This is a genomic window from Verrucosispora sp. WMMD703 (assembly GCF_049178935.1).
GTDB classification, from domain to species: Bacteria; Actinomycetota; Actinomycetes; order Mycobacteriales; family Micromonosporaceae; genus Micromonospora; species Micromonospora sediminimaris.
Genome location: NZ_JBMHMM010000004.1, coordinates 5859549 through 5879996, shown reverse-complemented (window position 1 = coordinate 5879996; position 20448 = coordinate 5859549). Strand labels below are relative to the sequence as shown.

Annotated in this window: 15 protein-coding genes and 1 pseudogene; 11 read left to right on the top strand and 5 right to left on the bottom strand. The window is 72.0% G+C overall.

Annotated elements, in window-relative coordinates; translation table 11 throughout:
• The first annotated feature begins 23 nt into the window (after nucleotides 1–23).
• Nucleotides 24–1637 carry a molybdopterin-dependent oxidoreductase gene (locus tag ACN26Z_RS27240; RefSeq protein WP_421463993.1) on the top strand — a complete coding sequence of 538 codons (1614 nt, stop codon included), beginning with the start codon at nucleotides 24–26 and terminating at the stop codon, nucleotides 1635–1637.
• Between the two features lie 106 nt (nucleotides 1638–1743).
• On the opposite strand, the gene ACN26Z_RS27235 is transcribed toward ACN26Z_RS27240, so the two are convergent.
• Entirely contained in the window at nucleotides 1744–2127 is a 384-nt protein-coding gene (locus tag ACN26Z_RS27235) for a WhiB family transcriptional regulator (RefSeq protein WP_093405453.1), read from the bottom strand.
• A 253-nt stretch (nucleotides 2128–2380) separates the two neighbouring features.
• Here ACN26Z_RS27235 and ACN26Z_RS27230 point away from each other — a divergent pair, with 253 nt between their 5' ends.
• Nucleotides 2381–3181 (top strand): response regulator transcription factor, encoded by an 801-nt coding sequence (locus ACN26Z_RS27230; RefSeq protein ID WP_421463991.1) that lies wholly within the window; start codon nucleotides 2381–2383, stop codon nucleotides 3179–3181.
• Between the two features lie 99 nt (nucleotides 3182–3280).
• Here ACN26Z_RS27230 and ACN26Z_RS27225 read toward each other — a convergent pair whose 3' ends face one another.
• A complete protein-coding gene (locus ACN26Z_RS27225) occupies nucleotides 3281–3691 on the bottom strand; it encodes a DUF5319 domain-containing protein (protein ID WP_093405456.1) in 411 nt (136 codons plus the stop codon).
• A 194-nt stretch (nucleotides 3692–3885) separates the two neighbouring features.
• Here ACN26Z_RS27225 and guaB point away from each other — a divergent pair, with 194 nt between their 5' ends.
• The 4 genes from guaB (at nucleotide 3886) to ACN26Z_RS27205 (ending at nucleotide 9831) form a co-directional block, all read left to right on the top strand.
• On the top strand, nucleotides 3886–5448 hold the full coding sequence (guaB, locus tag ACN26Z_RS27220; protein ID WP_282236876.1) for an IMP dehydrogenase: 1563 nt from the start codon (nucleotides 3886–3888) through the stop codon (nucleotides 5446–5448).
• Between the two features lie 37 nt (nucleotides 5449–5485).
• Nucleotides 5486–6604: a GuaB3 family IMP dehydrogenase-related protein gene (locus ACN26Z_RS27215; RefSeq protein ID WP_093404935.1), complete on the top strand. Its 1119-nt coding sequence runs from the start codon at nucleotides 5486–5488 to the stop codon at nucleotides 6602–6604.
• Nucleotides 6605–6706: 102 nt separating this feature from the next.
• Nucleotides 6707–8137 carry a M1 family metallopeptidase gene (locus tag ACN26Z_RS27210; protein WP_421463988.1) on the top strand — a complete coding sequence of 477 codons (1431 nt, stop codon included), beginning with the start codon at nucleotides 6707–6709 and terminating at the stop codon, nucleotides 8135–8137.
• A gap of 224 nt (nucleotides 8138–8361) precedes the next feature.
• The gene (locus tag ACN26Z_RS27205) at nucleotides 8362–9831 is read left to right on the top strand and encodes a M1 family metallopeptidase (protein WP_093404937.1); all 1470 of its coding nucleotides are present in this window, start codon (nucleotides 8362–8364) and stop codon (nucleotides 9829–9831) included.
• A gap of 50 nt (nucleotides 9832–9881) precedes the next feature.
• On the opposite strand, the gene ACN26Z_RS27200 is transcribed toward ACN26Z_RS27205, so the two are convergent.
• Nucleotides 9882–10994 (bottom strand): LCP family protein, encoded by a 1113-nt coding sequence (locus ACN26Z_RS27200; RefSeq protein WP_421463985.1) that lies wholly within the window; start codon nucleotides 10992–10994, stop codon nucleotides 9882–9884.
• Nucleotides 10995–11233: 239 nt separating this feature from the next.
• On the opposite strand from ACN26Z_RS27200, the gene ACN26Z_RS27195 reads away from it, so the two are divergent.
• Nucleotides 11234–12919, top strand: a complete 1686-nt coding sequence (locus ACN26Z_RS27195; protein WP_421463983.1) for an FAD-dependent oxidoreductase — start codon at nucleotides 11234–11236, stop codon at nucleotides 12917–12919.
• 88 nt (nucleotides 12920–13007) lie between these two features.
• Nucleotides 13008–14564: a glutamine-hydrolyzing GMP synthase gene (guaA, locus tag ACN26Z_RS27190; RefSeq protein WP_396884784.1), complete on the top strand. Its 1557-nt coding sequence runs from the start codon at nucleotides 13008–13010 to the stop codon at nucleotides 14562–14564.
• Nucleotides 14565–14891: 327 nt separating this feature from the next.
• Here guaA and ACN26Z_RS27185 read toward each other — a convergent pair.
• Nucleotides 14892–15212: pseudogene (locus ACN26Z_RS27185) on the bottom strand (PspC domain-containing protein); the annotation flags it as partial.
• 144 nt (nucleotides 15213–15356) lie between these two features.
• On the opposite strand from ACN26Z_RS27185, the gene ACN26Z_RS27180 reads away from it, so the two are divergent.
• From ACN26Z_RS27180 to ACN26Z_RS27170, 3 genes are all read left to right on the top strand, one after another.
• The gene (locus ACN26Z_RS27180) at nucleotides 15357–16304 is read left to right on the top strand and encodes an NUDIX hydrolase (protein ID WP_093404949.1); all 948 of its coding nucleotides are present in this window, start codon (nucleotides 15357–15359) and stop codon (nucleotides 16302–16304) included.
• Between the two features lie 153 nt (nucleotides 16305–16457).
• The gene (locus ACN26Z_RS27175) at nucleotides 16458–17351 is read left to right on the top strand and encodes an NUDIX hydrolase (protein ID WP_421463980.1); all 894 of its coding nucleotides are present in this window, start codon (nucleotides 16458–16460) and stop codon (nucleotides 17349–17351) included.
• A gap of 376 nt (nucleotides 17352–17727) precedes the next feature.
• Nucleotides 17728–18675 carry a CDP-alcohol phosphatidyltransferase family protein gene (locus ACN26Z_RS27170; protein WP_282240686.1) on the top strand — a complete coding sequence of 316 codons (948 nt, stop codon included), beginning with the start codon at nucleotides 17728–17730 and terminating at the stop codon, nucleotides 18673–18675.
• A gap of 206 nt (nucleotides 18676–18881) precedes the next feature.
• On the opposite strand, the gene ACN26Z_RS27165 is transcribed toward ACN26Z_RS27170, so the two are convergent.
• Nucleotides 18882–20129: a phosphatidylserine decarboxylase gene (locus tag ACN26Z_RS27165; protein WP_093404954.1), complete on the bottom strand. Its 1248-nt coding sequence runs from the start codon at nucleotides 20127–20129 to the stop codon at nucleotides 18882–18884.
• Between the last annotated feature and the right edge of the window lie 319 nt (nucleotides 20130–20448).

Here is a 20448-nt window from a genome sequence, read left to right as displayed (position 1 = left end):
GGGCGGTGGGAAACACTGGGCGGGTGAGCAGCACGACACCCCGGTTCGCGGCCCTGGCCGGCATCGCCGCCGCTGCGGCTGCCATCGGCACCGCCGAAGTGGTTGCCGCCCTGACCGGCCCCCGATCGTCGCCGCTCGTCGCGGTGGGCGGTCTCGTCGTGGACACCGCCCCCGAGCCGGTCAAGCGGTTCGGCATCGAGGTCTTCGGCACGTACGACAAGATCGCCCTGCTGGTCGGTACGGCACTGTTGCTCGGCGGCTTCGCCGCCCTGATCGGCATGCTGGCCGCCCGGCGGCTGACGGTGGGCCTGGCCGGCATCGTCGTCTTCGGCGGGATCGGCGCGGCGGCGGCCCTGACCCGGGCCGGCGCGGACGCCGCCGACGTGCTCCCGTCGCTGCTCGGAGCGGCGGTCGGCGGGGTGGCGCTCTGGGCGTTCGTCGCCGGCCCGCTGGAACTCGACCCCTGGCCGTGGGCCCCACCGACGCCGTCCGGCAGTCCGTCGGTCCCGGGAAGCCCGCCGGCCTCCGGCGGCCCATCGGACCCCGCAGGTCCGGGGCGGCGGGTCGACCCGGACTCGCGGCGGCGGTTCCTCACCGGCGTCGGGACCGTGCTTGGAGTGGCTGCCGTCGGGGGAGTGGCGGGCCGGTGGCTGGCCGGCCGTCAGGGCGTGTCGGCCGCCCGCGAGGCGATCACGCTGCCGGCCCCGGTCTCCGCCGCACCACCGGTGCCGGCCGGCGCTGACCTGGCCCAGCCCGGGCTGGCCAGTTACGTCACGTCGAACCGGAGCTTCTACCGGATCGACACCGCGCTCGTGGTGCCGCAGGTCGATCCCGCGACCTGGCAGTTGCGCATTCACGGCCGGGTCCGCAACCCGGTCACGCTGAGCTACGCCGATCTGCTTGCCCGGCCCATGGTGGAGCGGTACGTCACGCTGGCCTGCGTCTCGAACGAGGTCGGCGGCGACCTGATCGGCAACGCGCGCTGGCTCGGCGTGCCGATCCGGGAACTGCTCGACGAGGTGGGGCCGCTGGACGGCGCCGACCAGGTGGTCGGGCGTTCGGTGGACGGTTGGACCTGTGGCACCCCGACGGCCGCGTTGCGCGACGGGCGGGACGCCCTGCTCGCGGTCGGCATGAACGGCGAGCCGCTGCCGGTGCAGCACGGCTTCCCGGTCCGGATGGTGGTGCCGGGCCTGTACGGCTACGTGTCGGCCTGCAAGTGGATCACCGAGCTGGAGCTGACCAGTTTCGCGGACTTCGACGCGTACTGGGTGCCCCGGGGGTGGTCGGCGCAGGGGCCGATCAAGACGCAGTCGCGGATCGACACACCCCGCCCGCGCAACCGCCCGGCCGCCGGCCCGGTCACGGTCGCCGGCGTCGCCTGGGCACAGCACCGGGGCATCGAGCGCGTCGAGGTACGCGTCGACGAAGGGCCCTGGCAGGAGGCCCAACTGGCGCCGACCGTCTCGGTGGACACCTGGGTGCAGTGGTCGTGGCAGTGGCCGGCGACCCCGGGCGAGCACACCCTCCAGGTGCGGGCGACGGACAGCACCGGCGAGACGCAGACCGCCCAACGGCAGGACGTCGCCCCCGACGGCGCGACCGGCTGGCATTCCGTCACCCTCACCGTCACCTGACCCCGAGGTACCGGCGCTCCGGTACCGGCCGGGAGTGGCGGGAGTGTGCGGACAGCGCGACGCCGCGTCCCTCTGGTCGGGACGCGGCGTCGGTGGTGCGGTCTGGTCAGGCGACGTTGCGCTGGATGGGCACCGTCGAGCGGTGCGAGCTGCCCAGCCGGGCCTCCAGGCGGTTGATGTCGACGCGGGTCTGGCGGCGGTCGGCGAGATCCTCCCAGCCGACCGCGAGCAGTCGCAGCCGCTCGGACTCGCTGAAGCCGCCCCAGACGCCGTACGGCTCGCGTACCGCCAGGGCGTGCGCGGCGCACTCGGCGCGGACCGGGCAGGCCCGGCAGACGGCCTTGGCGGAGGATTCCCGGCGGAGTCGGGACGAGCCGCGCTCACCGTCGGGATGGAAGAACTGGGCGCTGTCGCGGCCCCGGCAGGCACCGAGCCGCTGCCAGTCCCAGAGGTCGATGATGGGTCCGGGCAGTCTACGTACGTTCGACATCAGCACCCCTCCTCTCGCGCGGCACCGCGAGACAGCTTGTGGCCGGTTGTCCGGGCGGCGGGCCGCGCAGGCGCACCGTTCCCGGCCTGGCCACTCCCTACCCGGGCGTCTCTCGCCTCACACGTCTTTGATCCAAAACATCTGGCAGATTGCGGCATATGCCCTATCTGTCGGAAAAGTTGGGAGGATTGCCCGGAACCTCCTCCCGACCGGGGCAGGTCATGGTCTGCTCGTCAGCGGAGAGGAGATGCCTGTGCGTACCGTTCTCGTGTGCGTTCGAACGCCGCTCGCGGCGCAGCACCTGACCTCCGCGGCAGCGCGGTTGGGATTGTCGGGTGCCGTCCGGACGGCGGTCTCCGACCCCGAGGTGATGTTGCGGTTGGCCGAACGTCCGGCCGATGTGGTGCTCGCCGACACCGCGCTCACCCGCCCCGACAGCGTCGGCTTCGTCCGCCGGGTGCTGGCCCGCGCTCCGCAGGCCGCTGTCCTGCTGCTCGGCGCCGAGGAGTCCGAGGCGGCGGCGGCGACCATCGGTGCCGGGGCCCGCGGGCTGATCCAGGGGGTCGACCAGGATCTGACCAGCGCCGTCGCCAAGGCGCTGCTGCTGCTGGCCGCGCCCGGTCGGACCAACCGGCACCGGATCGCCGATCCGGCCCGGGACGCCGCGGCGGTCGGCAGCCCGGCCCGGCCGGCCCCCGGTGGTCGTACCGGCGGCGAGGCGCCCACCGCCTGGCCGGGTTCGGACGCGGCGGGCGGCCCGGCGGTGGTGCCGGTGCAGCGTGGCGATGACCCCGCCGACCCGGGTGCCGAGCCCGAACCGGGCAAGCCCACATCGCCACCCAGAACCAACCGGTCCGCGATCGGCCTCACCGAGCGGGAACTACAGGTGCTGCTCGGCATGGCCGAGGGCAAGAGCAACGCCGAGATCGGTCGGGAACTGTTCGTCTCCGAGGACACCGTGAAGACCCACGCCCGCCGGCTGTTCCGCAAGCTCGGTGCCCGCGATCGGGCGCACGCCGTGGCCGCCGGCTTCCGGGCCGGTCTGGTCGCGTAGCAACCCGGCCGGTTCGGCCTGGCCGATTCCGCCGGCCGGACCGGCCCGGCCGGTCGAGCCGAGCGGGCCAGTCCGCCTAGTTGCGCTTACGGTGACGGGTCAGCGGCCCGAGCCGGGCTCGTCCTCGGTGCCTTCGCTGAGGGTGTCGTGCACGCCGTCGGCGTAACCCCGGGCATAGTCCCAGGTGACGTAGTGGTCGGGGTCGGGATCGTAGGCCGGCTCGTGCACCCGTGGGCGCCCCGAGCTGAGCAGGTGCCGCAGGTTTCCCCGGAGCAGGTCCCAGTCGAAGTAGTGCGGTTCCCGGCAGTCCTCACACTCGATGACCAGCCCGCGTACGCCGATCGGCGCGAGCAGGGCCTGGTAGATCTCCAGGTCGGCGAGATCCTCCAGCACGTCCTGGCGCTCGACGTCGGTCAGTGGGTCCAGCGGCGCGTCGTCGTCGGGGGCCTCCAGGTCGGCCGCCGGATCGGTCGGGTCGCCGGTGAACGGGTCGATGGGATCGTCGTGCACCCCCTCACCGTAGTCCCCTGCCACCGCCGACGCGTGTCCCCCGGTCGCGCGAGCCGTCACCGGGGCGGGCACCGCGCGGTTCAGGAGGAGAAAGCTTCAGTGGGTACGATGAGGCTGACACCCTCGCCCGGCGTTCGCCGGTGCCCCCGTGCCACCTCGCTGAAGCCCGGTTCGAGCAGCTCAGGAGAGCAATCGTGGAGAATTCGCCCCGTACCGACCTTCCCGCCGGCGTCGAGGGCGGCGAGTTGGGTGGCCATCTGCCCGAGCTGCCCGCCGGTTCGGCCCGGGTGGTGCCGCTGGGGCTGACCTTCGACGACGTGCTGCTCCAGCCGGGTGAGTCCGACGTGGTGCCGAGCCGGGTGAACACGATCACCCAGTTGACCCGTAACGTCTCGCTCTCCATCCCGCTGCTGTCCAGCGCGATGGACACGGTCACCGAGGCCCGGATGGCGATCGCGATGGCCCGCCAGGGCGGCATCGGCGTGCTGCACCGCAACCTCTCGGTGGAGGACCAGGCGCTCCAGGTCGACCTGGTCAAGCGCTCCGAGTCGGGCATGATCACCAACCCGGTGACCGCGAGCCCGGACGACACCCTCCGCGAGGTCGACCAGCTCTGCGGGCGCTACCGCATCTCGGGTGTGCCGGTGGTGGACGCCCAGGGGCAGCTGGTGGGCATCGTCACCAACCGGGACATGCGCTTCGTCTCCGACCCGGCCGTGCCGGTCCGCGAGATCATGACCAAGGCGCCGCTGGTCACCGCCCCGGTCGGGGTGAGCAAGGACGAGGCGCTCGGCCTGCTGCGCCAGCACAAGGTCGAGAAGCTGCCGATCGTCGACGGCTCGGGCAAGCTGCGCGGGTTGATCACCGTGAAGGACTTCACCAAGAGCGAGCAGTACCCGAGCGCCACCAAGGACGAGGCGGGGCGGCTGCGGGTGGCGGCGGCCATCGGTGTCGGCGAGGACGCGTACAAGCGCGCCCGGGCACTTGTCGACGCCGGCGTCGACGTCATCATCGTGGACACCGCCCACGGTCACCAGCGCGCGGTGCTGGAGATGGTCAGCCGGCTCAAGAAGGACGTCGCCGTCGACATCGTCGGCGGCAACGTGGCGACCTACGCCGGTGCGCGGGCGCTTGTCGAGGCCGGCGCCGACGGGGTGAAGGTAGGTGTCGGCCCGGGCGCGATCTGCACCACCCGGATCGTGGCGGGCGTCGGTGTTCCGCAGATCACGGCGATCATGGAGGCCACCCGGGCGGCCCGTCCGGCGGGCGTGCCGGTCATCGGTGACGGTGGCATCCAGTATTCCGGCGACATCGCCAAGGCACTTGTCGCCGGCGCGGACACGGTGATGCTCGGCAGCCTGCTGGCCGGTTGCGAGGAGAGCCCCGGTGAGCTGATCTTCGTCAACGGCAAGCAGTTCAAGACGTACCGCGGCATGGGCTCGCTCGGCGCGATGCAGTCCCGTGGGCAGGCCAAGTCGTACTCCAAGGACCGCTACTTCCAGCAGGACGTGACAAGCGACGAGAAGTTGGTCCCGGAGGGCGTCGAGGGTCAGGTGCCGTACCGTGGGCCGTTGGCCCGGGTGGCCCACCAGTTGGTCGGCGGCCTGCGGTTGGCGATGGGGTACGCGGGTGCGGAGAACATCCCCGAGCTGCACCAGCGGGGTCAGCTCATCCGGATCACCGCGGCCGGGCTCAAGGAGAGCCACCCGCACGACATCCAGATGACCGTCGAAGCCCCCAACTACCACACCCGCTGACCCCTCCCCCCACCCCCGAAGACATCTGGAGTGCCCCATGCGTGACGTGGTCGAGATCGGGCTGGGCAAGACCGCGCAGCGCGGCTACCACTTGGACGACATCGCCATCGTGCCGTCCCGCCGGACGCGGGACGTCGACGACGTCTCCACCGGGTGGCAGCTGGACGCGTACCAGTTCGGCATCCCGTGCGTCGGGCACCCCTCCGACGCGACGATGAGCCCGGCCTCGGCCGTCCGGCTCGGTCAGCTCGGCGGGCTCGGCGTACTCAACGTCGAAGGGCTGTGGACCCGTTACGAGAACCCGAGCAAGGTGCTTGAGGAACTCGGCGGCCTCGACGAGGACGCCCGCGCCACCAAACGGCTCCAGGAGGTGTACGCCGAGCCGATCCGGCCGGATCTGATCACCGAGCGGGTCCGTGAGCTGCGCGACGGTGGCGGCACCGTGGCGGTGCGCGTGTCACCGCAGCACACGCTGGCGCTGGCACCGGTCATCCTCGACGCGGGCGTCGACATCCTGGTCATCCAGGGCACCATCGTCTCGGCCGAGCACGTCTCGACCACCGATGAGCCGCTCAACCTCAAGGAGTTCATCGCCGACCTCGACCTCCCGGTCATCGTCGGCGGCTGCACCGACTACAAGACGGCCCTGCACCTGATGCGCACCGGCGCAGCCGGCGTGATCATCGGTATCGGTGGGGACGAGTGGTCCACCACCGAGTCGGTGCTCGGCATCCGGGTACCGATGGCCACCGCGATCGCTGACGCCGCCGCAGCCCGCCGCGACTACCTCGACGAGACCGGCGGGCGGTACGTGCACCTCATCGCCGACGGCGACATCCGGACCTCCGGCGACATCGCCAAGGCCCTCGGCTGCGGCGCGGACGCGGTGATGCTGGGCGAGCCGTTGTCGCTGTGCGAGGAGGCGCCGGCCGGCGGGTCCTGGTGGCACTCGGCGGCCAGCCACCCGTCGCTGCCCCGCGGCGCCTTCGAGACCGCCGGTGAGCCCCTCGGCTCGATGGAGCGTCTTCTCTTCGGCCCCGCCGACGAACCGGACGGCCAGCTCAACCTCTTCGGTGGCCTGCGTCGTGCCATGGCCAAGTGCGGCTACCGCGACCTCAAGGAGTTCCAGAAGGTCGGCCTCGTCCTGGACCGCTGAGCCGATCATGCAGTTGTGGCGCCCGGTTGGTTGGGTGATGCCCGGTTCGCCACGTGCCACAACTCCATGATCGACGGACCGGGCGGCAGTAGGCTCGGGCTGGTGAGCAGCAGGGTTGGCAGGTGGTGGGGGGCCGGTGCGGCGGCGCTGGTCGCGGCCGTGGTGGCGGCGGTCGTACTGTTCAGCGGCATCGGGGGTCGGGACGCGGCGACGCCGGGCGAATTCCGGGCGGGCAGCGTCGATCTCGGCGACCCGTACGTGCCGGGCAGCGGCAACGGCGGCTACGACGTGGCCCACTACCGGCTCGTGGTGCGCTACGACCCGGCTGATGACCGGCTCACCGGCAGCGCCGAGATCACCGCGACCGCCACCCATGCGCTGTCCCGATTCAACCTGGACCTGTCCGGGCTGGAGGTCAGCTCGGTGACAGTGGACGGTGCCTCGGCCGAGCACCGGCGGGACGACGGCGAACTGGTGGTCACCCCGGCCCGGGGGCTCGACTCCGGTAGCCGGTTCACCGTGGAGGTCGACTACGGCGGTGTGCCCGAGGCGGACGCCGACGGCGTGCTGGGCAGTGGCGGCTTCCAGCACACCGACGACGGCGCGATCGCCCTCGGCCAACCGCACTCGGCGGCCACCTGGTTCCCGGTCAACGACCATCCGTCGGACAAGGCAACCTACGACCTTCAGGTGACAGTCCCGGACGGGCTCGCCGCGCTCAGCAACGGGGTGCCTGGGGAGCGGACCAGCGCCGACGGCTGGACCACCTGGCGCTGGGCCGAGCGCTCGCCGATGGCGAGCTACCTCACCACGCTGGTGATCGGCGACTACCGGGTGCAGACCGGCGAGCACGCCGGCAAGCCCATCGTCACCGCCGTACCTGACGGAGCGCCGACGACCGGGCCGGCGGCGACCTCCCTGGCCCGCACCGGCGAGATCGCCGACTTCCTGACCACCCGCTTCGGGCCGTACCCCTTCGAGTCGTACGGCGGCGTGGTGGTCTCCGACGGCCGGATCGGATACGCGCTGGAGACCCAGTCCCGGCCGGTCTACGGGCCGGGGTTCTTCCGGGGCGGCGAGCCGAACTACAGCGTGGTCGCCCACGAGCTGGCCCACCAGTGGTTCGGCAACAGTGTGGCGCTGGCCCGCTGGGGCGACATCTGGCTCAACGAGGGCTTCGCCAGCTACGCCGAGTGGCTGTGGGAGGAACACGACGGCGGGCGCAGCGCCCAGCGCAACTTCGAGATCCAGTACGCGGCCACCGACTGGTCCCGGCGTACCCTCGACCCCGGCCCCGGCCAGATGTTCAGCACCGCCGTCTACAAGCGCGGGGCGCTCACCGTGCACGCGTTGCGGCGTACCGTCGGCGACGACGCCTTCTTCGAGATGCTGCGGACGTGGACCAGCGAGCGTCGGGACGGCACCGCCACCACCGACGACTTCGTCGCCCTGGCCGAACGGGTCTCCGGCCGCGACCTGGGCCCGTTCTTCGACGCCTGGCTGACCGGCACCGCCGCACCCACCCGGCCCTGACCGGCACCGCCGCACCCGCTGTCCTGATTGGGCATCGCCGTGCGCGTCCTGCCTGACGGGCGTCTCGTCCGCCCGGCCGCCGTCGGCCGGAGAACGGCTCGCGGCCACCGCCCGAACGACGTTCTTCCAGTGATCATTCGATCGGTAGGCTGCGGCCTGCGATCGGACTGTCGGTCGCGCGGGCCGGCCGTCGGCCGGTCACGTGTCACGGGGAGGAACGAGCGATGACAGGTGTGCGGACGCACCTTCGGCGGAGCGTGGCTCTGCTGCTGGTGGGGACGTTGGGGCTGACCGGCTGTGATTCGGCCGCCCCGGAGGAGGCGGAGCCGAGCACGGCGACGCCGAGCGAGTCGGCGACACCGCCACCGGACTTCCAACCGGGTGCCGCGGGAGCCGGGGATCCGTACTTCCCGAGTTACGGCAACGGCGGCTACGACGTTGCCGGCTACACGGTGAAGGTCCGCTACGACCCGGCGAAGGACCAGCTGAGCGGCGTCACCACGGTCCAGGCGAAGGCGACGGCCGATCTGTCGTCGTTCAACCTCGACCTGGCGCACCTGAAGGTCAGCCAGGTCACCGTGGACGGTGCACCTGCGCAACACCGGCAGGAGAAGAACGAACTGGTCGTCGCTCCAGCGGATGGGCTGGTGTCCGGCCGGGACTTCACCGCCGAGATCACCTACGCGGGCAAGCCGAAGTCACTGAAGAACCAGGCGGTCGGTGAGGGTGGTTGGCTGCACACCAGCGACGGCGCGATCGCACTCGGCCAGCCCGAGTCGGCAAGCACCTGGTTCCCGGTCAACGACCACCCGTCGGACAAAGCCACCTACCGGTTCGAGATCACCGTCCCGGACGGGCTGACCGCGATCAGCAACGGCGTTCCGGGCGGCAAGACCAGCACCGCCGGCTGGACCACCTGGCGCTGGGCCGAGAACACGCCGATGGCCAGCTACCTGAGCATGGTGACGATCGGAAAGTTCCGGATCAAAGAGGGCAGCCACAAGGGACGGCCGGTGTTCAACGCGGTCACCACGAAGGTGTCCAAGGGCGCGGCGGACGCCTCGATGGCCAAGACCCTCAAGGTGGCCGACTACCTGGAAACCGTCTTCGGCCCGTACCCGGTCGAGGCGTACGGCGGAGTGGTCGTCTCGGACGAGCGGATCCGGTACGCGTTGGAGACGCAGAGCCGGTCGGTCTACTCGGCCGGCTTCTTCCGGCGGGGCGAGAACACCGGAGTGGTCGCGCACGAGGTCGCCCACCAGTGGTTCGGCAACAGCGTGGCGTTGAGCCGGTGGCAGGACATCTGGCTCAACGAGGGACTGTCGTCGTACGCCGAATGGTTGTGGGCCGAGCACACCGACGAGTTCACCGCGAAGGAGGCGTTCGACATCCGGATGGCGCGGGTGCCGGCGGAGGTCTGGCGTACGCCGCCGGGCAAGCCGGGGGTGAAGAACATGTTCAGCGAGTCGGTCTACCAGCGCGGCGCGATGACAGTGCACGCCCTGCGGGTGTCCGTCGGCGACAAGGCGTTCTTCGAGATCCTCAAGACCTGGGCGCGGGAGAAGCGCGACGCCAACGGCACCACTGAGGAGTTCGTGGCGCTGGCGGAGCGGATCTCCGGTGAGAAGCTGGACAAGCTCTTCGACGCCTGGCTCTACGGCAAGAAGAAGCCGGCCGCGCCGAAGCGTCTCTAGGGCCTTCCGCCACCGGGCGAGGCGTTCCATCGCCCGGTGGCGGGGGTCGGTCAGCTCTTCACCTTCAGCTTCGGATTGTCGGCCAGGAAGGCGTCGGCTTTTCCGGCGCGCAGTTGGGTGAGGAAACGGCGGCCGACGGAGGTCAGCTCCTCGCCCCGGTAGGCGTTGCCCCGACCCACCGATGCCCCGGGCAGCCCGACCAGCGTGACCGCCTGCGGCGACAACGAGCCCAGGGCGTACGCGAAGTCCACGATCCGCCGGCCGCCGACGTAGAGCAGCGCGTCGTCGAGCGCCGTGACCACCTGTTCGACCCGCTCGGGCTGCCGGGCCAGATCTTGGTCGAGGATCTTCCCGATCAGCGCCCGGATCAGCTGCTGGTGGTGGCGTTGCCGGGCGTAGTCACCACCGGGCAGGTAGCGCTGGCGGGCGTAGTCGAGGGCCTGCCATCCGTTGAGGTGACGCTCGCCGGGCTCGTAGACCATCTGTGGCCCGACGTAGCCGCCCACGCCCGGGCCCGGCTTTCGGTGCTTGCCGTCGGGTTGCCGGTGCCGCGACACGACCCGCTGGTCGACGCGGATGTCCACGCCACCCAGGCTGTCGACCAGCTCGTCGAAGCCGCCGAAGGTGAGCACCGCGCCCGCGTCGATGCGCAGGCCCGTGTAGTCGCTGACCGTACGGCGCAGCAATTCGTACCCCTGGGCGGCGTCGGGTCGCTTGGGGCGGCCCGGCACCCGGCTGCCGTAGCTCATCGCATGGGTGAGCTTGGTCCGCCCGCCCGGGTAGCCGGCCGGCTTGTAGGCCGGGATGTCCACCACCAGATCGCGGGGCAGGGAGAAGAGATACGCCTGCGACAGCCCCGCCGGCACGTGCAGCACGAGTACGGCGTCGGCGTGCGGCTCCCAGCCGGGCACACTCACCCGGGTGTCCACCCCGACCAGCAGCAGGTTGAGCGGACCGGTGATGTCGGCACCCGGCGGCGGGCTCGGGCTCGGGCTGGGGCTCGGGCTGGGCGACTCGCTCGGGCCGCCGGTGGCGGCGGTCGGTGTCGGTCGGTCGTCGCTGCCGGTACGCGCCATCACCACGCCGATCACCGCGACCACCACAAGTGTGACCAGGCCGGCCAGCACCAACGTCAACCGTTTCCGGTCTGCTCCGAGCATCATCCCCCGCCTCCTTAGGGCGTCTGTCGAATCCCTGCCCGCCTGCGACGCCGCCTGCGACCGCCTGCGACGCCGCTCGGCTCGACGGAGAACTTCGACACCCGCCCTGGGTCGATATCGGTCCAACGCGCTGAACCGGGCTCGTGGTTGCGTCCCGAACGGGCGAGACTGACGCGGTGCGGAGCATGATCGCGCGGATTCAGGTCCTGGCGCGAGAGCTACTCGCAAGTAATGATGCGTTCATGCGGTACGACGTGGTGGTCATCGGGTCGGGCTTCGGCGGCAGCGTCGCCGCGTTGCGGCTGGCCGAGAAGGGCTACTCGGTCGGCGTACTGGAGGCGGGCCGGCGGTTCGCCGACGACGAGTTCCCGCAGACGTCGTGGCGGCTGCGTCGTTTCCTCTGGGCACCGCGGCTGGGTTGTTTCGGCCTCCAGCGCATCACCCTGCTCCGGGCGGCTCACCGGCGAGCCGGCGGCGGCGTGCTGGTGCTGTCCGGAGCCGGCGTCGGTGGTGGTTCGCTGGTGTACGCCAACACCCTCTACGAGCCCCTGGACGCCTTCTACGACGACCCGCAGTGGCGGCACCTGACCGACTGGCGGGCCGAACTGGCCCCCCACTACGACCAGGCCAAACGGATGCTCGGGGTGACCAACTATCCGATCGCCACCGGGGCGGACCAGGCGATGCGGCAGGTCGCCGAGCGGATGGGAGTGGGGCACACCTTCCACGCCACCCCGGTCGGCGTGCACCTCGGACGGCCGGGGGAGCGGGTCGCCGACCCCTACTTCGGCGGGGCCGGCCCGGAGCGTACCGGCTGCACCCACTGCGGCGCCTGCATGACCGGCTGCCGCGTCGGCGCGAAGAACACGCTTGTCAAGAACTATCTCTGGTTGGCCGAACGGCTCGGCGTGCGGGTACATCCGCTGACCACGGTGACCTCGGTACGGCCGGTCGACGGCGGGTACCAGGTGCACGCCGAGCGCACCGGCACCTGGCTGCGCCGCAGGTCGCAGGTGATCCACGCCGACCAGGTGATCTTCGCCGCCGGTGCGCTGGGCACCCAGCGGCTGCTGCACGAGATGCGGGAACAGCGGCACCTGCCCAACCTCTCGTCCCGGCTCGGCGAGCTGACCCGGACCAACTCGGAGGCGATCCTGGGTGCCTCCGTACCGCGCCGGCGGGCCCGGGAGCGTGGGTTGGACCTCACCGAGGGAGTGGCCATCACCAGCTCGTTCCACCCGGATCCGCAGACCCACATCGAGCCGGTCCGCTACGGCCGGGGCTCCAATGCGATGGGGCTGCTCCAGTCGGTGCTTGTCGACGGCGGGCCGCACCGGCTGCGCCGGTGGCTCGGGCAGCTGCTCCGGCAGCCCCGGGTGGCCGCCCGGCTGCTCTCCGTCCGACGCTGGTCGGAGCGTACGGTGATCGCCCTGGTGATGCAGTCGACCGACAACTCGCTGACCCTCCGGCTGCGGGGCCGCCGGCTCGTCTCCGGCCCGGGCCACGGTCGCCCCAACCCGACCTGGATCCCGGCCGGCAACGAGGCGGTCCGGCTGCTCGCCGAGGAGATCGACGGTACGGCGGGCGGCGCGCTGACCGAGCCGTTCGACATCCCGGTGACCGCGCACATCCTGGGCGGTGCGGTGATCGGCGCCACCGCCGCCGATGGCGTGATCGACCCCTACCACCGGGTGCACGGTCACCCCGGCCTGCACGTCGTCGACGGTGCCGCCGTCTCGGCCAACCTGGGCGTCAACCCGTCGCTCACCATCACCGCCCAGGCCGAGCGCGCTCTGTCCCTCTGGCCCAACAAGGGCGACCCCGACCCCCGCCCCGCCCCCGGCTCCCCGTACCGCCGCCTCGCCCCGATCGCCCCACACCACCCCGCCGTCCCCCCACACGCCCCCGCCGCCCTCCACCACCCCTGACGGGGGTGTGTCGACGGGGGGCGGTGGGCAAGGGAGGGCGGGGTGGGGGCGGGGGGAGGGGGCGTCACGCTGGGTAGGATTGCCGGCTATGAGCCTGCCGCGTCCTGTCCTCGTGGTCGACTTCGGAGCCCAGTACGCCCAGCTGATCGCCCGCCGGGTACGCGAGGCGAAGGTCTACTCCGAGATCGTTCCGCACACCACGCCCGTGGCCGAGATGCTGGCCCGCGATCCCGCCGCGATCATCCTCTCCGGTGGCCCGGCCAGCGTCTACGAGCCGGGCGCCCCGCAGGTCGACGACGGGCTGTTCACCGCAGGCGTGCCGGTCTTCGGCATCTGCTACGGGTTCCAGGCGATGGCCCGCTCCCTCGGCGGCACGGTGGCGCGCACCGGCAGCCGCGAGTACGGCGGCACCCCGCTGCGTCCCCGCCTGCTCGAACCCGGCGTACTGCTCCGTGACCTGCCGGCCGACCTGCCGGTCTGGATGAGTCACGGCGACTGCGTGACCGAGGCCCCGGAGGGCTTCACGGTGACCGCCGAGTCGGCGGGTGCGCCGGTCGCCGCGTTCGAGGACGTCACCGGCCGACGGGCGGGCGTGCAGTTCCACCCGGAGGTGGGGCACACCGCGTACGGGCAGGAGATGCTGACCCGCTTCCTCTACGAGATCGCCGGGATCGAGCCGACCTGGACGGCCGAGAACATCATCGACGAGCAGGTGGCCCGGATCCGCGATCAGGTCGGCGACAAGGAGGTCATCTGCGGCCTGAGCGGCGGGGTGGACTCAGCGGTCGCCGCCGCGCTTGTGCACAAGGCCGTCGGCGACCAGCTCACCTGCGTCTTCGTCGACCACGGGCTGCTGCGGGCGGGCGAGGCCGAGCAGGTGGAGAAGGACTACGTCGCGGCGACCGGCATCAAGCTGAAGGTGGTCGACGCGGCCGACCGGTTCCTCGGCGCGCTGGCCGGGGTGACCGACCCGGAGCAGAAGCGAAAGATCATCGGGCGGGAGTTCATCCGGGTCTTCGAGGCCGCCGCCCGGGAGATCGCCTCGCACGGTGACGTCGAGTTTCTGGTGCAGGGCACCCTCTACCCCGATGTGGTCGAGTCCGGCGGGGGCACCGGTACCGCCAACATCAAGAGCCACCACAACGTCGGCGGATTGCCCGAGGATCTGAAGTTCGCCCTGGTCGAGCCGCTGCGCACGCTGTTCAAGGACGAGGTCCGTACGCTCGGCCTCCAGCTCGGGCTGCCCGAGGCGATGGTCTGGCGGCACCCGTTCCCGGGCCCCGGCCTGGCCATCCGGATCATCGGGGCGGTCGACCGGGAGCGGCTCGACGTGCTTCGCCGGGCCGACTTCATCGCCCGCCAGGAACTCAGCGCCGCCGGTCTCGACCGGGACGTCTGGCAGTTCCCGGTGGTGCTGCTGGCCGATGTACGCAGCGTCGGGGTGCAGGGTGACGGGCGCAGCTACGGGCATCCCGTGGTGCTGCGCCCGGTGTCCAGCGAGGACGCGATGACCGCCGACTGGTCCCGGCTGCCCTACGACGTGATCGCCCGGATCTCCACCCGGATCACCAACGAGGTGGCCGAGGTGAACCGGGTGGTGCTGGACGTCACCAGCAAACCCCCGGGCACCATCGAGTGGGAGTGACGCCGTACCCCGTCGTGGTGCGCTGACGGTGTCTCAGGCCGGCGGCTGAGGTGCCGGTCGCGGCGTCGGTTCCGGCGTCGCCCCGGCCTCTGACGTGGTGTCCGGATGCGCCGCCTCGGCGTCGGCTGCCGCCGGGCCGTCCGCGGGCTGCGTCGGCAACTCGTCGGGACGCGTGGGTGTGGCCCCCGGTCGGGCCGACGGACCTTCGGGGCGAGCCGGGCCGATGTCGGCAGGCGCCGATGGTTCCGGCCGTGCGGGCGGAGCGTCGGGGTGCGGGGTCGATGCGGCCGGGGTGGCTGCCGGCGGCCAGGTGGTCGGTGCCGGCGGTCCGGCGTGTGGCCCCGGGCCGGTCGGCCCGGGGAACGGCCAGGCGGGGTGCGGTGTGGCGGTCGGCTGGGGCGGCGCGCCGGGCGTCGGGTGCGGCCAGGCGGGTGCGCCGGCCGGCTCCTCGGGCATCAGGAACCACATGATCGGGTACGCGAGGGCGGCGATCCCGCCGGTCACCAGGGTGACGACGGCGAATGCCACCCGGACCAGGGTGGGATCGACGCCGAAGTAGCGGCCGAGACCGCTGGCCACCCCGGCGATCATCCGGTCGGTGGTGGGGCGGCGCAGTTGCCGGTACGGAGCGTGAGGTGTGGAAGTCATGTCTCCACGGTCCTCGTCGCGCAGCGTATCGACCTCGGTGACCGCCCGGATCCCTACCCTGAACCCTGTCTCAGGGGCGAGGTATCAGTCAGGAATCCGACTCTTTTCCGCGTCGGTAACGGGTGGCGGGGAGAATTTGGCTCCGTGACCACCATGCTGGAGCCGCTGCGCAGGATCGCGGCATACGCAGTCTGTACTGATTCCGTAGACCGAGTGCTGCTGGTCCGCGCATCGGAGCGCTCCGGCACCCCCGGCACGTGGTCCCTGCCCGGCGGGGCGGTCGACCACGGCGAGGACCCGCACCACACCGTCGTCCGTGAGACCGCCGCCGAGACCGGCCTGTCGGTGGCCGTCGCCAGCCTGCACGACGTGCTGGCCGACATGCGGGCACTGCCCGAGCGGGGCATCACCATCCACACCGACCGGTTGGTCTACCGGGTGTCGGTCCGGGGCGGCTCGCTCACCGACCGGGTCGACCGACCCACCGACCTGGCCCGCTGGTTCACCCGGGAGGAGGCGGCGCGGTTGCCGCTCCGCTCGTTCACCGCCCGCGCGCTCGGGCTGCCCGCCTCGTCGGCGGACATCGTGCCGGACGAGCCGCCGGAGTTCCCCTCCTTCTACGCGGTGCCCGGCCCGGACGGGCTGCACCGGGCGCAGCGCTTCGCCGCGTACGCCGTGGTGACCGACCCGGAAGGTCGGGTGCTGCTGACCCGGGTTTCCGACGGCTACCCGGGTGCCGGCTGCTGGCACCTGCCCGGGGGCGGTACCGACTACGGCGAGCAGCCGGGCGCGGCGCTGATCCGGGAGCTGGTCGAGGAGACCGGGCAGACCGGGCGGCTCGTCGGGCTGCTCGGGGTGGCCAGTCACCGGGATGCTGCCTCGCTCGGCCCGGAGGGTTACCCGATCGACTGGCACGGGGTGCGGGCCTTCTACCGGGTGGTGGTGGACCAGCCGGCCCCGCCCACCGTCGGTGACGTCGGGGGCTCCACCTGCGAGGCCCGCTGGTTCGCCCGGGAGGAACTCGGCGCCCTGCCCACCGACCGCCTCACCGAGGTCACCGCCGAAGCCGTCCAAGCCGCCCAGCTGACCTGACCCACCCACCCACGCGTGCGTGCCTGGGTACGTGCGCGCGTCGATCATGAAGTTATTGTTCCGACAAGCCTGGCGACGGCGATAGCTTCATGATCGACGCTGTTCCGCGGGACGCGGTGGCGCGGGCGCGGTGGTGGACGGGGGCGTGGGGTTGTGGAGCGGGTGCGGCGGGTTGGCGCGTACGGCGTGTTGCGGGACGCCGAGCGGCAGGTGTTGCTGGTGCGGGGCTCCTCGTTGGCGGACTTTCCCGGGGTGTGGTCGCTGCCCGGCGGTGGACTGGAACACGCCGAACATCCCGCGCACGCGGTGGTCCGCGAGGTCGCCGAGGAGACCGGGTTGACCGTCGAGGTGAGCGGGCTGCGCGCGGTCGTCGCTGACGTGGTGCCGTACCCGGAGCTCGGGGTCGCCCTGCACACCGATCGGATGCTGTTCGACGTGGCGACGATCGGTGGACGGTTGTGTGCCGAGCGCGACGGCAGCACCGACCTGGCCCGTTGGCTGACCCTGGACGAGGCGGCCGAGCTGCCGCTGCTGCCGTTCACCGCCGAAGCTCTCGGTCTGCCGGTTGTTCCGCTGCCCTCCGATGCCCTGCGCCGTCGAGAGCCGTTCCCCGGCCCTGGGATCAATCGCCGGCAGCGCTTCGGGGCGTACGGGATGGTCACCGACCCGGACGGACGGGTGTTGCTGACCATGATCGCCGAGGGCTACCCGGGAGCGGGCCGATGGCACCTGCCCGGTGGAGGCACCGATCACGGTGAACAACCCGTCACCGCGTTGCTACGGGAGCTGGTCGAGGAGTCCGGCCAACTGGGCCGGGTGACCGGGCTGATCGGGGTGGACAACCTGCACAATCCGGCGGCCCTGGGCCCGGAGGGATACCCCATCGACTGGCACGGCATCCGGGTCGTCTACCGGGTGGAGGTCGACCTGCCGACCGAACCGGCGGTGACCGAACTGGCCGGCGGCTCCACCGCTCGTGCCGCCTGGTTCACCCCAGTTGAGCTGCGGAATCTTCCGTTGACTGAGATCGCCGTGATGGTCCTGTAGCCGTCCAGGTGAACCCACGGTGACCATGTCGGGCCGATCTCGCCACCGAGCCGGGGCGGACGACCTCCGGTACAGTCAAGGCAGGGCAGGCGTAGAAAACGGGCGATGGTGTCCCGGATGGGAATAAGACGGCGGTTCGCGCGGTTAAGGGAGATATAAGTACCGCCGGCAGCTATCGCCATTCCCCACCCCCCTGTGCGATGGTGTACTCCGCAAAACGGCTGCCGGGCCAGGAAGGTCCGGCACGAGACAGCCGGACGCCCGCCACGTTGCGGTAAGCCGATCCGGTGATGGAGGAAACGTGCCGAGAGCCCCATGGCGCCGGCGTCGTACGACTGACAGCCCGCGTCCCGCAGGGCGAAGCTGGACGGGCCCGCTGCGCCGCAGCGGCACCCTCGCCCGCCAGGTCCTGCTGGTCCGCGTCGGCCGCCGAGGTGCGGAGATGCACGGCGCGACCGACCTGTTGCCCGAGCCCCGGTATCAGGACCGCCCGCGTCGCCGATACGGCCTCCGGCGGTCCCGCCGCACCGGGATGGAGACCATCGCCCCGGTCGGCCCACTGGCCGGCCCGGTCACGGTCAACCCACCCGTTGCGCCGGCTCCGGCGCTGGACGCGTCGACAGCGACACCGGCGCCGCTGCTGCCAGGCGAGCGGACCCCGGCCCGGCGGATGAAGTTCGCCCTGGTCAACGCCTGCACGCTGGCCAGCCTGCTGCTCGGCATCAACGCGATCTTCGTCGCCATGCAGGGTGAGGTGCGGCTGGCCGCGTTCCTCCTGATCGCCTGCGTCGCGTTCGACGGCCTGGACGGCGCGCTGGCCCGCAAGCTCGGGGTGTCCAGCCCGTTCGGTGCCCAGATGGACTCGCTGGCCGACATGTGCTCCTTCGGTCTCGCCGCACCCGTGGTGGTCTACGCGTCGCTGGCCGGTTCCGCGCCGACGGCCGCCGCCGCTGTGGCCGCCGCGCTCGTCGCCGCCTGCGCCGCCATCCGGCTGGCGAGGTTCAACGTCTCGCCGAGCGACGGACGGTTCTTCTCCGGCGTACCCACCACCATGGCCGCTGCCGTGCTCGCCCTGATGGTGGTGATCGGAATGCCGGTGCCGGGGGCGGTGCAGATCGCCGGGGTGGCCCTGCTCGCCTTCACCATGGTCAGCAGCTTCCCCTACGCCAAGCTCGCCCGCCTGGTCAAGCTGCCGCCGTGGGTCTGGCTCGCGCCGGTGATCGGCGCCCTGATCGACGTCCGGCTCACCTTCGGGCTGATCGTGGTCGGATATCTGGTCAGCGGTCCGGTGCTCTGGCTGCGCCAGCGTCGCACCATCGTCTGACCCGCTGCTGAAAAGGGGTGTCGCGGCCAAGCCGCGACACCCCTTTCTCTTCGCCCCATCTCCGCCAGGCGGCACCCAACTCGCGGCATGTCGCGGCCTCCGGGCCGGCTGAGGGCCCAGGTTGCCGCAACCCGCGTGCGGCCGCGACCCGCGTGCCGGCCCAGATCCGCGTGCCGGCCGCGACCCGCGTGCGGTCGCCTACCGGGTCAGCGCCAGCGGGCGATCACGGTCGATCCACCGATCACCTTGTCACCCGGGCCGACCAGCGGCTCCGCGGCCTCTGCCGGCAGGTAGACGTCGGTACGCGAGCCGAAGCGGATCAGCCCGAACCGTTCGCCCCGGGCCAGCAACGCGCCGATCGGAGCGCGCTGCACGATCCGGCGGGCGATCAGGCCGGTCCGCTGGGCCACCACCACGGTGCCGTGGGCGGTGTCCAACACCGTGTAGGCGGCCACGTTGTGCTCCGCGTCCGGCTTCATCGCGTTGACGAACCCGCCGTCGGCGACGAAGTAGTCGACCACCTTGCCGGCCACCGGGGAGCGGTTGACGTGCACGTCCAGCACCGACAGGAAGACAGCGATCCGGAGGAACTCGCTGTCGCCGAAGCGCTCGTCCGTCAGGCGCTGCACCGACAACACCTGTCCGTCGGCGGCGGCCACCACGGCCGACGGGTCCTCCGGCACGTCCCGCTGCGGGTCCCGGAAGAAGGCCGCCACCGGCGCGGCGGCCAGCGCGGGCAGCAGCCAGAGCTTCGACTTCGGTCGGGCCAGTCGGGTCAGCGCGGCCAGCCCGAGGGCGATGCCGGCGGCGGCGACCCCGTTGGAGTCGATGTGCATGTCGCGGCTGAGCGGCACGCTCGACGGCCGGTACGCGGGAGCGAGCCGCTCGGCCGCTGCGGCCTCGGCCGGGGTGAAGCGGAGCCGGTACACGCGTACCGGCGGGTTGTTGAGCAGCACCAGGTCGTTGCCGACGCCGTACAGCGCGCCCTGCCGGTCCAACTCGGCGGCTGCGCCGGCGGTCCGGGCGACGGCGGTGGCGACGCTGAGCACCGCGCCGTCGGCCAGGTACTTGGTGAGTGTCCCGATGGTGGTGCGGGCCTCGTCAGCGGTGCCGGTGAACGCCTCGGCGGCGATGACCACCGCAGCGGCCTCCGCCTCGGCGAGGCTGTCCACGACCCGGACCCGCTCGGCGACCCAGCGGCCCTGGGCGGTGACGTGCTCCCGCAGTGCCGTGGCGCTGACCCGTTCGGCGGGTACCAGGGTGAGGGTGTCGCCGGGCAGCATCGCTTCGATCGCCGCGGTCAGCACCGCGGACTCCGGAGCCGCGCCGACCAGTAGGGCGGCCTTCGGTTCGTTGATCCGGGCAAGCTCGGAGACGAGGGTACGGGCGGCGCGCTCGCCGAGGCGGACCGGACCGGATCGGTCGGGCGTACGCACGGCGGGGGACTGGGTCATGTCGAACGGGCTCCTGACGGGTAGAGGCGACTGACGCGATGGTCACCGCCGGCGGCGAGGTCGGCCCGGCCACGGACGGCCCGCGCGCCGACGACCCGCGGGGTTGCCCTGCGGCGCGGGCCGGCCAGCGCTGGCGGGAGCACACCGGCCAGCATAGGCGGCGAGCGACAGTGGCCGCACGGTCAGGCGTCGCGCCCCTGCCGTCCGGGCGGTGGCGTCTCGTCCGCCCCGCCGAACAGATCCAGCGTGCGGTCCACCTGCGGATCCGGGTCGGCCGCCCGTGCCGAGCTGACCGGGGCCGGCTCGTCCGTCGGGGTGT